Genomic DNA, 14,050 nt, shown 5'->3' with positions numbered 1-14,050 from the left:
GGATCGTCTCCGGGATGATCGCCGATGGGCACCGGCTTGAAACATGGCACCCGGCGGTTTCGTCAGCGAGCGGACGATCTTGATTTGGAACCGGCGATCAGGCCTTCGCGCTGCATTCTCTTGCGCACGGCCTTGCGATGCCGGCTGATGGCTTGCGCCTTTTCCCGGTTGCGGCGTTCGGAGGGCTTTTCGTAGGCCCGTCGCGCCTTCATTTCGCGGAACAAGCCCTCGCGCTGCATCTTCTTTTTCAGCACCCTGAGCGCCTGTTCGACATTATTGTCTCGTACCAGAACCTGCATCTTGCTCTCCTTCTTGTTGCTGTTGGTGAATGCACTGGCGGTCAGCCGAGTTGTTTGGCGACCAGTTCCTGAAGTTCCCTGCGGGTCAGAAGGCAGGGATAGGGCTTCCAGTTCTTGTCCGGCCGGCTGTCGGCCTCATCGTGCTCGCGCGGTTTGACCGCCGCGGGTGCGGCAATGATGTTCGATTTGTTCAATAAAAATTCCTCCGCCGGCCGTTCGGCCAGCGTCATTGACAATGGATAGTGGGAATGCCCGTCGCGTTGTCGAACGCGGGGCAGGGGAACTACGATACGGTAAAGCGGAGCGGAAAATCCGATCTGCGGCTTCGGGCGATATCGATCGCCGGCTCGCAGTTCTTGCAGCATAAGATGGGGACGGCATGGCGGCGTTGCAAGGTGAGCCATGCATGCGGCGCGGCAACGGCGTGGGTTCCATGATCGAGACTGGCCCGACAATATTTGCCGGCCGCCTTTTTGCCGCCGTAAAACGACCGTTTTGCTCGGCGAATTTCACGATGTGATGTCTTCACCGGTCGGGGGATCAGTGACAATTCGGCAGCTTCTTCGGTTCTGCTCCATCCGTGGAACGGTCGGCGTTCGCCGGCGCACTTCACGGATCGGGTCGGCCGGCCGCGCGTGCCTGTCTCTGGACCGGATCGGATGCGTTTCACCTCGTCACGAATTGTGCGTTCATCCCGAGCGCCCAAGCCTTACAAACGTCCAAGCGGTGCGGAGTAACCTTCATGATCGATGCCCCCCATTCAAAAAAGCTGCGCATCGCCGTTCTCTTCGGCGGCCGCTCCGCCGAACATGACGTTTCGGTGCTATCCGCGACGAATGTGATGCGGGCGCTGGAGCCTGCCAGATATGATGCCGTTCCGATCTTCGTGACCCGTGACGGGCGGTGGTTCCTGAGTTCCTTCGACAATGGGGCGCTGTCGAAGCCCGAAAGCGGAAGCGAGCTTTGCCTGGTACCGGGCGGGCGAGGCCGCCTGATTGCAATTCCGACGGCGGGCGCCATTCAGGAACTGCCCAAGATCGATATTCTCTTCCCGGTGCTGCATGGTCCATACGGCGAGGATGGATCGGTGCAGGGACTGGCCGAGGTGGCAAGAGTGCCGCTGGCGGGCTGCGGTATTCTCGGCTCCGCCGCAGCACTCGACAAGGATATCGCCAAGCGCCTGCTCAAGGAGGCCGGGCTGCTGGTCGCGCGTTCGGTGACGATTCATGCAGAGGACGCAGCCTCCTTCGACGATCTGCAGCGTCAGCTGGGCTTGCCGCTGTTCATCAAGCCTGCGCGGCAGGGTTCCTCGGTCGGTGTGAGCAAGGTTGCGACCGCTGCGGAATTGAAGGCCGCGCTTGCCGAGGGGTTCAAGCACGACAGCAAGCTGCTGGCCGAGGAGTTCATTCGCGGCCGGGAGATCGAATACAGTGTTCTGGAAGATACTGCCGGCGGGCTCTTCGTGTCCCGTCCGGGCGAGATCGCGCCGGCGGAGAGCCACGGTTTCTACAGCTATGATGCGAAATACATCGACGAGAATGGCGCGGCACTGATGGTGCCGGCCGAGCTGCCGCCCGAGATCGAGAACCGCATGCGCGACATGGCCGGCAATGCCTTCAGGGCGATCGGTTGCGACGGCATGGCGCGCGTCGATTTCTTCCTGACGGCGGACATGCGTTTCGTGGTCAACGAGGTCAACACCATTCCGGGCTTCACCAACATCAGCATGTATTCCAAGGCGATGGCCGCAAGCGGCGTCGGCTATGCCGAGATCATCGACCGATTGGTGGAGCACGGGCTGGCGAGGGCCAGGTATTCCGCTGCTCAATAGGGCTGCGGCCGTACCGCCGAATACGGGACGCGGGCGCATTTGCCGGGTTGGCGAGCCCTACGGCAGGGTGAAGGTCAGCGTCCCGTAGCCGAGCTGATCATATCCGCCACTGTTGGGGCCGTAATCGCCGCCGCCGCCTTCGGGACGCAGCTTGCTCGCGAAGGCGGTCACGCTCGGCGCTGTTTGCCCTTTCAAGACGACGTAGTGATTGTAGAGCAATTCCCAGATTGGTCTTTCATCGCCCCTGCCGCTCGCCGAGATCTCCGTCTGCGTGACATCGCTATTGGTATAGGTCGTATAGGGAACGTCATTGCCGAGATTATAGCGCGCCACATATTCGGCGCCGGCCAGAACGCGATTGTTCTCATAGCCGAAGAGATCGTCTCCCTGCGACCAGGCCATCTGGCAGAAGGCGCCGACCAGCGCGATGTCGAGCGCCGAATGGCCCTGATCGCGCCCACTTTCCTGAATTTGCCCCAGGCCGCCGTCGTAGATCTTCCAGACGAGGTGATCGACAGAGCCGTTGCCGCCGCCCTTGTAGAAATAGTCGACTGCCTCCTGGTAGATGTCGCGCCGATCGGCAAGGACGCCGATGGCCAGCATCGAGGCCATGTTCGCCAAATCCCAGTTCGCCCAGTAGTGATCGATTTTCGCGCCGTTGTGGCGGACCAGGAAATCATGGTTCATCGGATAGAAGACGGTGAGCATCATCTGCAGGAATTTTTCGAAGCTCGCCTGCGGCCAGCCTGTGTAGCCGCGCATGATCTCGGCCGCATTCGCCATTTCATAGCCGTAGATTCCGGATGCCAGGAACCTGTCCGAGGTGCCCTCGATGCCGGTGAGGTTCGACGCCCAGGCATCGAGCACCGCGACAGCTCTTTCGGCATATTGATCGTCGCCGGAGATCTTCCAGCGGAGTGCCAGCGCGTAAGCGGCCGCCGCATCGTTGAACAGCTGCGCGTAATTCTGGGAATGGGTGCCGTCATAGCCGCGATAGATGATGTTGGCGGGTCGCGGCTGCCATTGCAGGGAAGCATGCCTGTTTGCGGTCAATATGGCCCAGCCGGATGCCCAGGGCTCTTCCGAAGTCGCAACCTTCGTCTTCATGCGGTCGAAATCGTCCTTGGTGTGCAGCAGGCCCGGATGGATGAAGCCGGTCGATTGCGCGACCGTGGTCTGTGAATTCGTCCCGCCGTCATCCGTTTTGGCCGCGGTCTGCGTGGCATTCGCCTGCGTGGTATTTTCCGTTGCGCCGGCATTGTCTGAGGCACTGGAGGATGCGCCGTCAACCTGAGGGGAGGTGGTTTGGCTCACGTCAACCGATGTCGCGTTCGCCTCGCCCGTGGCTGCGGATTGAGTACTGCCGGTCGCGGCTTGTTGCTGGGAGGATGTATCGGTTCCCTCGTTAAGCGCCGCATGAAGCGCCCTGGCAGGTATATTGAAAAGCACGGTGAACGGATTGCCGCCGCCATCACAGCCCGCCATCATGATCGACAGGCTCGTCAATGCCACCGCAACGCGCCACATTTTTCGAACCGATGCACCGGAGTGTCCTGGTCGCATTTCATCTCCTGACGTCTGCATTTACGGCTTGCCGCGGGAGCATGCCGTTGAGAGCATCCTGAATGTCGGTTGGAAAGGGGAAAAGCGCTCATGGCTGGCCGTCGCCAAAGCTTTGGCAGCATAGACGTTAACGCTTTTATTCGCGATGCATCATGAGATGCGAAAGGCGCGCGTTGAGGACATTGGCTCCGCAATACGGATAAATCGATCGCCACGGCGCCGGTCAGGCAGCGCCGCGGCGTTCTCGCCTCATCGAACGCGCATGCCGGCAGCCTCATCGTAGTGAAGCGGCTTGTCGAATTTCGTGAGCGGCGCTTCCGGGACCGAGCCGATGGCAACGCCGTGCGGCCAATCGGGAGGGCAAATGGCGATGTAGCGCGCGTAGCCACCGAGACCGCCGCCGAATTTCGGATAGCCGATGGCCACCAGCGCCCCGGTTTCCGGAACCTGATCGAGATTGGCGACGCCCTCGGCTTGCGCGTAGCCATTGTGCATCAGCCAATGCTCACCCTCGAGATTGGGTGTGGTGTCGGTATCGAGCGGTTCGTGACCGTGGAACAGGATCTTGCGTTCGAGATGCAGGAATTTCAGCGCGTCGAGGCTGACACCGGGAAAGGGTGTGGTGGTGGAGAGCGCCGGGTCAGGCCACTTCTTCGACCATCCTGAACGAACGAACACCACCGAACCTTCCGGGATGGTCCCATGCTTCGCCTCGAATTCCCTGATATCGGCGACCTGCAAGTGATAGCCGGGATCGGTCTTGACCTTGTCCTCGATGGAGATGACCACCAGCGGCCGCACCGCGAAGGTGGCGGGCAGTTCGTCGATTGCCGCATATTCCGGCGCCCAATGTGCCGGCGGGTCGAGTTGCGTGCCGAGTTGATCGGTCGTCAGCAGGTAGCTCGTTGCTTCGAAGCCATGCTTCTCATAGGTGTAGACGTCACCTTTCTTGGCGAACCCCTCAAGATCGGAACCGGCCTTTGACGGTGCGAAGGTCGAATTGCCGAATCCGGCCCAAACCGGGATTTTCGGTGTGATCGTATGGGTCAGGTCAACATATTTCGCGCCCTTGAAAGCCTCGTTATAGACCTTCCAGAGCCCAGGCTCATCCGCTCGGGCAGCGGCAATTGTCGAGAAGAATGCCAGGCTGAAAGCCATGGCGGAACGTGTCAAGAATCGCTTCATTGCTAATCCCCCTTGCGCCTTGCTGTGTTGACGGCGATGCCCCCGCACCGCCGCCGGATGGTTTTCTCGAAATGCGATGAAGTCAAGAAAGTTGACAAGCGTTGTGGCAGCAGGAAGTGTCGTGATACCGGTCGTCCGGCCGGTTCGTTCATCCATTTTCACGCCGCAAAGGACTGGGCATGACGCTGGCAGCTCTTACACCCGATCTGGCCAAGCAATTCGCCGGAATCGCGCTCGGACATGTCCGGCGGGAATACCCCAACAATCTCGATCATGCGCTGTCGCGACCGGAAGATGCCCGCACGCCGCGCGATCTGCATCCGATCTTCTATGGCAGTTATGATTGGCATTCCTGCGTTCACAGTTACTGGCTGCTGGCGCGCCTGCTGCGCCGTTTCCCCGAGCTTTCCTTTGCCCCCGAAATTCGCGCGCTGTTCGATGAACAGTTCGTGGCCGAAAAAGTGGCGGGCGAATGCGCCTATTTCGCAACGCCGACGGCGCGCGGCTTCAAGCGTCCTTATGGCTGGGCTTGGCTGCTGAAGCTGGCGGCGGAACTGGCGCTGCAGGACGATCCGCGTTGGTCGCGGGCACTTGCGCCGCTGGCTGAAGTCATCGCCCAGCGCTTCCGGGACTTCCTGCCGCTTGCGACCTATCCTGTGCGGGTCGGCACGCATTTCAATACGGCATTCGGTTTGAGGATGGCTGCCGACTACGCCGCCGTTACGGAGGACACGGCCCTGGTGGCATTGCTCGTGCAGACCGGGTGGCGCTGGTATGGCGCCGACGTCGATTGCCCGGCCTGGGGCGAGCCGAGCGGCGATGAATTCCAGTCTTCGGCCCTGATCGAGGCGGAATGCATGCGCCGCCTGTTACCCCGGCAGGATTTTCAGCCGTGGTTTGACCGTTTCCTGCCGCGAATCGCCGAGGAGGAGCCTGCGACCCTATTCCGACCGGCGACGGTCACCGATCGCACCGACGGCAAGATTGCGCATCTCGACGGGCTGAACCTCAGCCGGGCCTGGTGCTGGCGTTCCCTGGCCGGGGCATTGCCGGCGGACGATCCGCGCTATGCGGTGATGGTGAAGGCCGCTCGTCATCATCTGACCGAGGGCCTGCCGCATATTGCTTCCGACTATATGGGCGAACACTGGCTTGCCACTTTCGCCGTGCTTGCCCTGGAAAACGAGGTCTAAGGTGCTGGGGAACAATGCTGTCCGCAAACGGTCGGTAACGAAGCGATATTGGCGATCATCGGGATATGCCGATAGGCCTCTTTCTGTATGGCCAAAATTTATAATTGAACGTTGGTCCGATTTCCAGCGGACCCGCCGTTTGGCAATACCCGCAACGCTTGCTGTCTACCGGTCGTGCCGGATCGTCGTCACATGAGCGTCGGTCGGGGCCGGAAGTGTCTCGTGACAACAATGTTGCCTTGACGGATTTTAATAACAACCCTTAATAATGACTGATCCGCTGTTCCAACCGGCGGAGGGGGATTTGGGACAATGGTCCGATTTTGAGCAAGGTGCCGAAAGAGGGGCGGTGCCTTGTGGATAAGTTCCAGCGTGTTTCAAGCGAACGAACGCCGGCGATTTGCGCCGGTGTGTTGATCGTATTGTCGAGACGCTGCAATGGTCATGGTCCTGAAAGGGCGGCGAGGAATGCAACGGCAACGAAATTGAACAAGCGTTGATGCTGTCGGTCGATATCCCGGAGGAGGGGATGATCGGCGGCGTGGGATCGAAAGCAGAGACGAGTTCTGGGAGGAGCTTATATATGGCAGGTGTCGAGTTCGTCGACGTCAGGAAATCGTTCGGGGCGCACCCCGTCATCAAAGGCGTTAATATCGATATCGCGGATGGCGAGTTCGTGATCCTGGTGGGGCCTTCCGGCTGCGGCAAATCCACGCTTTTGCGGATGCTCGCGGGGCTCGAGAACATTTCCGCCGGCGAAATCCGCATCGGCAATCGCGTCGTGAATACGCTGGCGCCCGGCGACCGCGACATTGCGATGGTGTTCCAGAACTATGCGCTCTATCCGCATATGACGGTGGCGCAGAACATGGCCTTTTCGCTGATGCTCAAGCGCTCGCCCAAGGCGGACATGGACAAGCGCGTCGAAAAGGCGGCAGACATTCTCGGCCTGACGAAGCTGCTCGATCGCTATCCGCGCCAGCTTTCCGGCGGCCAGCGCCAGCGCGTCGCCATGGGGCGCGCCATCGTGCGCGATCCGCAGGTGTTTCTCTTCGACGAGCCGCTGTCCAATCTCGATGCGAAATTGCGCGTTGCCATGCGTGCCGAAATCAAGGAATTGCATCAGCGGCTGAACACGACAACCGTCTATGTCACGCACGATCAAATCGAGGCCATGACCATGGCAGACAAGATTGTCGTCATGCATGACGGCATCGTCGAGCAGGTGGGCTCGCCCCTCGATCTCTACGACAATCCGGCCAATCTGTTCGTGGCGGGCTTCATCGGCTCGCCGGCGATGAACATGATCAAGGGCAGGCTCAATCCGGAGAATGCCAGCCAGTTTATTGCCTCCGACGGCACCATCCTTCCGGTCGCCAATGCGCCGGCAAGCGCCAGGGGACGTGAACTCGTCTATGGCCTGCGTCCTGAATTTATCGGCCTCGGCGCCGATGGCCTACCGGCCCAGATCGTCGTCATCGAGCCGACCGGCTACGAGACTCACGTCACCGTACGGCTCGGCGGCAGCGAGGCAAGCTGCATCTTCCGGGAGCGTATCAACGCTCAGCCGGGCGACACGCTGCGCGTTTCCATCGACGCGTCGAATATCCATCTCTTCGATGCCGTAAGCGGCAGGAGATTGATTGCCTGATGCCGGCCGGCGGAGAGCGGAGGGAAGAGGAGCCTCTCACTCGTCCGCCGGTGCGGAAGCGTCCGAAACCTGCGGATGCCATGGCAGCGTTCATCAAGCGGGAAGGTGAAGGCTGGGGAATGCGATCCCGCATTTTGGAGGAGATAGAATGACGATCAACAGACGTGACTTTCTCGCCGCGACGGCTGCGGCCGGCCTCGCAGGATTTTCGCCGCTCGGCATCCGGTCAGCTGAGGCCCAGGCCGCAGAACCCAGCTACAAGCCGGAGCAGGGCGCCAGCCTGCGGCTCCTGCGCTGGACGCCCTTCGTCAAGGGCGACGAGGATGCCTGGCTCGCCAACACCAAGAAATTTACCGAGGCGACCGGCGTCGAAGTCCGCATCGACAAGGAAAGCTGGGAAGATATCCGTCCCAAGGCGGCGGTTGCCGCCAATGTCGGCTCCGGTCCGGATCTGGTGATGTGCTGGTTCGACGATGCGCATCAATATCCGGACAAGCTCGTCGACCTGACGGAACTCGCCAACTATCTCGGCAACAAATATGGCGGCTGGTATGACGGCGTTCGCGGCTATGCGACGCGCGGCGACAACTTCATCGCCATGCCGCTGACGGCCATCGGCAATGCCGTCGTCTATCGCGACAGCCATATGAAGGCTGCCGGTTTCAGCGAATTCCCGAAGGATACGGCCGGCTTCCTCGAACTGTGCAAGGCTTTGAAGGCCAAGGGCACGCCCGCGGGCTTCCCGCACGGCAAGGCTGTCGGCGATGGCAACAACTATGCCCACTGGCTGCTGTGGAGCCATGGCGGCAAGATGGTCGACGAGGCCGGCAAGGTGACCATCAACAGCCCGGAGACGCTCGCGGCCATCAACTATGCCAAGGCGCTGTATGCCACCTTCATTCCGGGCACGGAAAGCTGGCTCGACATCAACAACAACCGCGCTTTCCTGGCGGGTCAGGTCTCGCTCATTGCCAACGGCGTCTCCGTCTATTACGCGGCGAAGAAGGATCCGAAGCTGGCGGAGATCGCTGCCGATATCCGCACGACCAACTTCCCGATCGGCCCGGTCGGCAAGAGCGTGGAGCTGCACCAGACGAGTTCGCTGCTGCTCTTCAAGCACACGAAATATCCGGAAGCTGCCAAGGCCTATATCAAGTTCATGATGGAAGGCGATCAGATGAACGCCTGGATTCAGGGCTCCAGCGCCTATTGCTGCCAGCCCCTGAAGGCTTTCGCCAGCAATCCGGTTTGGACGGCGGATCCGGTGCACGCGCCTTACTCCCGCGCTTCGGAAACGCTGCGGCCGAACGGCTATGCCGGTCCGCTGGGCTATGCCTCCGCGGGCGTGATGGCGGATTATGTGCTGGTCGACATGTTCGCCACCGCGGTCACCGGACAAGCGTCTCCGGAAGACGCCATGAAGGAGGCCGAGCGCCGGGCGAACCGCTACTACCGCGTCTGAGCCAGAAGCGTCGAGACGGACGGCATGCCGGTTTCCGGCATGCCGCAATGGCCAATCAGGAGATGAATGATGTCGACCGTGACTTCCGGGCAGACGCGCAGCGCGCGCCCTTCGCTCTTGCAGAACAACAACGTGCTCGGCTTCCTCTTCATGTTGCCGGCGGCGATCTTTCTGGTCTGCTTCTTGACCTATCCGCTCGGGCTCGGCGTCTGGCTCGGCTTCACCGATACCCGCATCGGCCGCGACGGCGTTTTCATCGGGTTGGAAAATTATGAATATCTCGTCAGCGACTCCGTATTCTGGATGTCGGTCTTCAATACCCTGCTCTATACCTTCGTCGCCTCGGTCCTGAAATTCGTGCTCGGCCTCTGGCTGGCACTGCTCTTGAACCAGCATCTGCCGTTCAAGTCCTTCTTCCGGGCGATCGTGCTGCTTCCCTGGGTGGTCCCGACCGTGCTGTCGGCATTGGCCTTCTGGTGGATCTACGATTCGCAGTTTTCGATCGTTTCCTGGTCGCTGATGAAGCTCGGGCTGATCAGCGGGCCGATCAACTTCCTCGGCGATCCCATCAATGCGCGCATCTCCGTCATCGCCGCCAATGTCTGGCGCGGTATTCCCTTCGTGGCGATCTCGCTGCTTGCGGGGTTGCAGACCATTCCCGCGTCGCTACAGGAAGCGGCATCGCTCGATGGCGCGTCGAGCTGGCAGCGTTTCCGCTACGTCACGCTGCCGATGCTGACGCCGATCATCGCCGTGGTCATGACCTTCTCGGTGCTGTTCACCTTCACCGACTTCCAGCTCATCTACGTGCTGACCAAGGGCGGACCGGTCAACGCCACGCATCTGATGGCGACGCTGTCCTTCCAGCGCGGCATCCCCGGCGGCCAGCTCGGCGAGGGTGCGGCGATCGCGGTGGCGATGATCCCCTTCCTGCTCGCCGCCATCATGTTCAGCTTCTTCGGTCTGCAACGCCGCAAATGGCAGCAGGGCGGCCAGGATTAGGATTGGGGGAATGCCTATGAACACCACAGCCAATTCCGCCAAAGAGGTCCTGACCGACAATGTCGAGGGCATGGGCTATCTCAACCGCCTGCCGCGCCGCATCGTCATGCTGTATCTGCCGATGGCGGTCTTCGTCTTCGTGCTGCTCTTTCCGTTCTACTGGATGGCCATTACGGCGATAAAGCCCAATGCGCAGCTCACCGACTACGACAATTACAGCCCCTTCTGGGTGGTCGGGCCGACGCTCGACCACATCAAATATCTGTTCTTCGAAACCTCCTATCCGGGTTGGCTGTGGAACACGATGCTGGTGGCGGTCGGCTCGACCGTGCTCTCGCTCGTCGCCTCCGTTCTTGGCGCCTATGCCATCGAGCGCGTGCGGTTCACGGGCTCGCGCTCGGTTGGGCTGCTGATCTTTCTTGCCTATCTCGTGCCGCCGTCGATCCTGTTCATTCCGCTGGCCTTCATCGTCTTCAAGCTCGGCATCTATGATTCCAGGCTGGCGCTGATCTTCACCTATCCCACTTTCCTCATCCCGTTCTGCACATGGCTGCTGATGGGCTATTTCCGCTCCATTCCCTTCGAGCTGGAGGAAAGCGCGCTTGTCGATGGGGCAAACCGCTGGCAGATCCTGGTGAAGATCATCCTGCCGCTTGCCGTTCCCGGATTGATCTCCGCCGGCATCTTCGCCTTCACCCTGTCGTGGAACGAATTCATCTACGCGCTGACATTCATCCAGTCGTCGGAAAACAAGACGATCCCCGTCGGTGTCCTGACGGAACTGGTGCGCGGCGACGTCTTCGAATGGGGATCGCTGATGGCTGGAGCGCTGTTCGGCTCCCTGCCGGTCGTGATCCTCTATTCCTTCTTCGTCGACTACTACGTTTCGTCGATGACGGGCGCGGTGAAGGAATGATGCAGGGCCCGGTCGTCAGCCTGCCGTGCTGATCAGCCAGTTTCGCACCGCGGCGACCGAGGCCGGATGCCGCGGCTTGCGGGGCGAGACGACATAGAAGTCCGAACCGGCGCGCAGCTCCGTTGGCAGCACGCGGATGAGACGCCCGGCGGCGATGTCGTCGTCCACGAAGAACCTGCTGGTCAGTGCCAGTCCCTGGCCCGCGATGGCGGCTTCGATGGCAAGCGAGGTCTGGTTGAAGCGGATGTTCTTCGGCGCCGGCGGCAGACCTTCCGGAAAGGCCAGATCGAGGAACTGCGGCCAGAAATCATGGCCGTCATGCAGTAGCGGATAGCGGCTGAAATAGTCGCGATCCCGAGGCGAGCCGAGCTTCTCGACAAGGAGTGGGCTTCCCACCGCGATGACGATCTGGTCGAAGAGCAATTCCGCATTCAGGCCCGGCCCGAAGGGTGGGCGACCGAGACGGACGGCGAGATCGACCGCATCGGTCTGGAAGTCGGAAATGCGGTCGCTGGCCAGGATACGAAGATCGATATCCGGATGCGCCGCGGTGAAATCCGGCAGGCGCGGAATGAGCCATTTCGAGGCGAAACTCGGCGTGACGCTAATGGTGAGATGGCGAGGTTCGGGTTTCAGGGTTTCGGTCGCATCGGAAATGAGTTCGAAGGCCCGGCGGATATTGGCAACATAGCTCCGGCCTGCATCCGTCAGGGCCAGGGTTCTTGGGTGTCGTTCGAACAGCTTCAGGCCGAGCTCGGTCTCCAGACCTCTGATCTGCTGGGCGACGGCGCCCTGGGTCACTCCAAGCTCTTCGCCGGCCAGCCGAAAATTCAGATGACGGGCGACGACTTCGAAGACGCGCAGGCCATTGAGTGGCGGAAGACGGCGGATCGTTTTGACCATTCGATAGTTTTTCTACTGGATGAAGAGAGGAGAACTGGTTCGAATTGATGTTACCTGAATGATAAACCTATGCCAAACTGAGGCCTAGGCGCCAATCATGGCTGCATTATCGAAGGATTGGAACAGATCATGTCAGTAGAAAAGGTGGCACTTATCACGGCGGGTGGCAGCGGCATGGGAGCTGCTGCGGCAAAGCGTCTGGCCGCGGACGGTTTCAAAGTCGCGATCCTGTCCTCCTCCGGCAAGGGCGAGGAGCTTGCGAAGGGGCTCGGCGGCATCGGCGTGACAGGCAGCAACCAATCGAACGACGACATCGGCAAGCTTGTCGATCTTGCCGTGTCCGCCTGGGGTCGCATAGACGTCCTCGTCAACAGCGCCGGTCATGGCCCGCGCGCTCCGATCCTCGACATCACCGATGAGGACTGGCATCGGGGGCTGGACGTTTATCTCATGAATGTCATTCGCTCGACGCGCCTGGTGACACCGCATATGCGTGCGCAAAAATCGGGCGCGATCATCAATATCTCCACCGCCTGGACTTTCGAGCCGAGCGCGATGTTTCCCACCTCGGCGGTGTTCCGTGCGGGTCTTGCCTCGTTCACCAAGATTTTCGCTGACACCTATGCCGGCGAAAATATCCGCATGAACAATATCCTGCCCGGCTGGATCGACAGCCTGCCGGCGACCGAGGAGCGCCGTACCGGGGTGCCGATGAAGCGCTACGGCACCAGCGAGGAGATCGCCGCGACCGTCTCATTCCTGGCCTCCGAAGGCGCCGGCTATATTACAGGGCAGAATATTCGTGTTGATGGCGGCCTGACTAGGGCGGTTTGAGCGCCACCAAGAAGACGGGCACGTCCGCGCCAATCGCAATGGGCTCCCCCGAACGCTTGTCCTGGAGAGCCCATTCGCCTATCGGATGACGGGCTCGCCGTGATAGCGGCGCTTCGAGGGTTTCGATACGCCAAATCCGATTTCCATCATCAGGCGCGGCGTATGTTTCGCCAGCGTTCCCATATGGAAGCCGAAGGGGTCCTCGACGAAGCCGGAGCCGGCTTTGCCGGTCAGGGTCATGGCATTCTCTTCGCCGTAATAGCTCAAGACGTCCTCGGCGGAATGTCCGACGAGCAGGGTCAGCTGGTGCTTCAGGCGCCGGCGGTTATGGCTGCCGCGAACATAGACGTGCGGACCGGCATCGGCATCGACGTCGGAGAGATAGAAGAAGAATTTCAGCATCCGCCAATCGTCGAGGTCGAAGTGAAACTTGAAGGAGGCGCGGCTGAGATCGGCTTCGGATGCCGATTTCGTCGGGAAGCTCCACCATGTCCGCGTGGTGATCAGCTTCGCTTCGCCACCAAGGTAGTGCTTCGCGATGGCGATGAGAAGCGGGTCCTGCTGCACGGCGATGGCCGCGTCGCATTGCAGAACCCGTTCGAAATGATGGCCGCTCAATATGGTCCGGCCGAAGCGGCGCTCGGCATCGGCGTGGTCGTCGGCCAGAAATTCCAGCTTGCGCTCGAAATTGCCGAAGCATGGGGTTTCATGCCCAAACCGGGTAAGCTCCGCGTGGATTTCGGGCGGCAATGTCAGGCCGGTAAAGATGCCCGACCGTTTCAGTTCCGCAGCGGCATCTTCCGGCTTGATGTCGCCGAACATCGATTTTGTCACGCCTGATGCGGGCGAAACGGGTTTGGCGGTCAGCCAATGCGCCCGGCGAAAAGGCATCGTGCGGGCCAACAGGAACATCGGCAGCCAGGCAGGGTTTTCGCGCAGGTCGGTAAGATAGGTCGGGACGCGTGCCGCCATCCGGCGAAGAGGTCCGCCACTGCGCGCAATGGCTTCGAGGTCTTTCGGCTTGGACTTGGACGTATCGAGCATCTGATATCCTCAGCATGATTATCGTACGACCCGCACCCCTCAGATCGCGGGCAAACTATGCCCATATCGATCGTGTTGCAATGCAACATGAAAGTTGTTTTCTTTACTCAACATAACAACTTGCTTGTGGAGTTTGTGCTATAATATTTTGATTCTGAAAGATTTTT

Annotated in this window: 13 protein-coding genes; 7 read left to right on the top strand and 6 right to left on the bottom strand. The window is 60.5% G+C overall.

The genetic code is table 11. The annotated features are described in order from the left end of the window. Positions 1 to 62: 62 nt before the first annotated feature. A complete protein-coding gene (rpsU, locus tag FHX11_RS12445) occupies positions 63 to 299 on the bottom strand; it encodes a 30S ribosomal protein S21 (RefSeq protein ID WP_184357935.1) in 237 nt (78 codons plus the stop codon). Positions 300 to 340: 41 nt separating this feature from the next. Beyond that, positions 341 to 493, bottom strand: a complete 153-nt coding sequence (locus FHX11_RS12440; protein WP_184357934.1) for a hypothetical protein — start codon at positions 491 to 493, stop codon at positions 341 to 343. A 548-nt stretch (positions 494 to 1,041) separates the two neighbouring features. Between FHX11_RS12440 and FHX11_RS12435 the strand changes: the two genes are divergently transcribed. Then, positions 1,042 to 2,130 carry a D-alanine--D-alanine ligase family protein gene (locus FHX11_RS12435; protein ID WP_184357933.1) on the top strand — a complete coding sequence of 363 codons (1,089 nt, stop codon included), beginning with the start codon at positions 1,042 to 1,044 and terminating at the stop codon, positions 2,128 to 2,130. 57 nt (positions 2,131 to 2,187) lie between these two features. Here FHX11_RS12435 and FHX11_RS12430 read toward each other — a convergent pair whose 3' ends face one another. Further along, entirely contained in the window at positions 2,188 to 3,693 is a 1,506-nt protein-coding gene (locus FHX11_RS12430; protein WP_246780969.1) for an alginate lyase family protein, read from the bottom strand. Between the two features lie 249 nt (positions 3,694 to 3,942). Next, the gene (locus tag FHX11_RS12425) at positions 3,943 to 4,878 is read right to left on the bottom strand and encodes a cyclase family protein (protein WP_184357932.1); all 936 of its coding nucleotides are present in this window, start codon (positions 4,876 to 4,878) and stop codon (positions 3,943 to 3,945) included. 179 nt (positions 4,879 to 5,057) lie between these two features. Between FHX11_RS12425 and FHX11_RS12420 the strand changes: the two genes are divergently transcribed. From FHX11_RS12420 to FHX11_RS12400, 5 genes are all read left to right on the top strand, one after another. Continuing rightward, on the top strand, positions 5,058 to 6,071 hold the full coding sequence (locus FHX11_RS12420; RefSeq protein ID WP_184357931.1) for a DUF2891 domain-containing protein: 1,014 nt from the start codon (positions 5,058 to 5,060) through the stop codon (positions 6,069 to 6,071). 583 nt (positions 6,072 to 6,654) lie between these two features. Beyond that, entirely contained in the window at positions 6,655 to 7,722 is a 1,068-nt protein-coding gene (ugpC, locus tag FHX11_RS12415; protein WP_184357930.1) for a sn-glycerol-3-phosphate ABC transporter ATP-binding protein UgpC, read from the top strand. Between the two features lie 148 nt (positions 7,723 to 7,870). Next, a complete protein-coding gene (locus tag FHX11_RS12410; protein WP_184357929.1) occupies positions 7,871 to 9,184 on the top strand; it encodes an ABC transporter substrate-binding protein in 1,314 nt (437 codons plus the stop codon). A gap of 69 nt (positions 9,185 to 9,253) precedes the next feature. Beyond that, positions 9,254 to 10,186, top strand: a complete 933-nt coding sequence (locus tag FHX11_RS12405) for a sugar ABC transporter permease (RefSeq protein ID WP_184357928.1) — start codon at positions 9,254 to 9,256, stop codon at positions 10,184 to 10,186. 16 nt (positions 10,187 to 10,202) lie between these two features. After that, a complete protein-coding gene (locus FHX11_RS12400; RefSeq protein WP_184357927.1) occupies positions 10,203 to 11,102 on the top strand; it encodes a carbohydrate ABC transporter permease in 900 nt (299 codons plus the stop codon). Between the two features lie 15 nt (positions 11,103 to 11,117). On the opposite strand, the gene gcvA is transcribed toward FHX11_RS12400, so the two are convergent. After that, positions 11,118 to 12,005 (bottom strand): transcriptional regulator GcvA, encoded by an 888-nt coding sequence (gcvA, locus tag FHX11_RS12395; RefSeq protein WP_184357926.1) that lies wholly within the window; start codon positions 12,003 to 12,005, stop codon positions 11,118 to 11,120. 129 nt (positions 12,006 to 12,134) lie between these two features. On the opposite strand from gcvA, the gene FHX11_RS12390 reads away from it, so the two are divergent. Then, complete coding sequence (locus tag FHX11_RS12390; protein WP_184357925.1) at positions 12,135 to 12,839, top strand: SDR family oxidoreductase; 705 nt, start codon at positions 12,135 to 12,137, stop codon at positions 12,837 to 12,839. Between the two features lie 78 nt (positions 12,840 to 12,917). Here the strand turns inward: FHX11_RS12390 and FHX11_RS12385 are convergent, their stop codons facing one another. Then, entirely contained in the window at positions 12,918 to 13,883 is a 966-nt protein-coding gene (locus FHX11_RS12385; protein ID WP_184357924.1) for a hypothetical protein, read from the bottom strand. Positions 13,884 to 14,050: the final 167 nt, after the last annotated feature.

It is taken from the genome of Rhizobium sp. BK602 (assembly GCF_014195095.1).
In the GTDB taxonomy this organism is placed as follows: Bacteria; Pseudomonadota; Alphaproteobacteria; order Rhizobiales; family Rhizobiaceae; genus Rhizobium.
The sequence above is the reverse complement of the archived record's forward strand: the minus strand, read 5'-3'. Positions and strand labels throughout refer to the sequence as shown.

Excerpts from the sequence above, each read along its gene's own strand:
- FHX11_RS12385 (WP_184357924.1), bottom strand. The coding sequence starts at position 13,883 with ATGCTCGATACGTCCAAGTCCAAGCCGAAAGACCTCGAAGCCATTGCG.
- FHX11_RS12400 (WP_184357927.1), top strand. The coding sequence starts at position 10,203 with ATGAACACCACAGCCAATTCCGCCAAAGAGGTCCTGACCGACAATGTC.
- ugpC (WP_184357930.1), top strand. The coding sequence starts at position 6,655 with ATGGCAGGTGTCGAGTTCGTCGACGTCAGGAAATCGTTCGGGGCGCAC.
- FHX11_RS12425 (WP_184357932.1), bottom strand. The coding sequence starts at position 4,878 with ATGAAGCGATTCTTGACACGTTCCGCCATGGCTTTCAGCCTGGCATTC.
- FHX11_RS12410 (WP_184357929.1), top strand. The coding sequence starts at position 7,871 with ATGACGATCAACAGACGTGACTTTCTCGCCGCGACGGCTGCGGCCGGC.
- FHX11_RS12430 (WP_246780969.1), bottom strand. The coding sequence starts at position 3,693 with ATGCGACCAGGACACTCCGGTGCATCGGTTCGAAAAATGTGGCGCGTT.
- FHX11_RS12435 (WP_184357933.1), top strand. The coding sequence starts at position 1,042 with ATGATCGATGCCCCCCATTCAAAAAAGCTGCGCATCGCCGTTCTCTTC.
- FHX11_RS12405 (WP_184357928.1), top strand. The coding sequence starts at position 9,254 with ATGTCGACCGTGACTTCCGGGCAGACGCGCAGCGCGCGCCCTTCGCTC.
- FHX11_RS12390 (WP_184357925.1), top strand. The coding sequence starts at position 12,135 with ATGTCAGTAGAAAAGGTGGCACTTATCACGGCGGGTGGCAGCGGCATG.
- FHX11_RS12420 (WP_184357931.1), top strand. The coding sequence starts at position 5,058 with ATGACGCTGGCAGCTCTTACACCCGATCTGGCCAAGCAATTCGCCGGA.
- gcvA (WP_184357926.1), bottom strand. The coding sequence starts at position 12,005 with ATGGTCAAAACGATCCGCCGTCTTCCGCCACTCAATGGCCTGCGCGTC.
- rpsU (WP_184357935.1), bottom strand. The coding sequence starts at position 299 with ATGCAGGTTCTGGTACGAGACAATAATGTCGAACAGGCGCTCAGGGTG.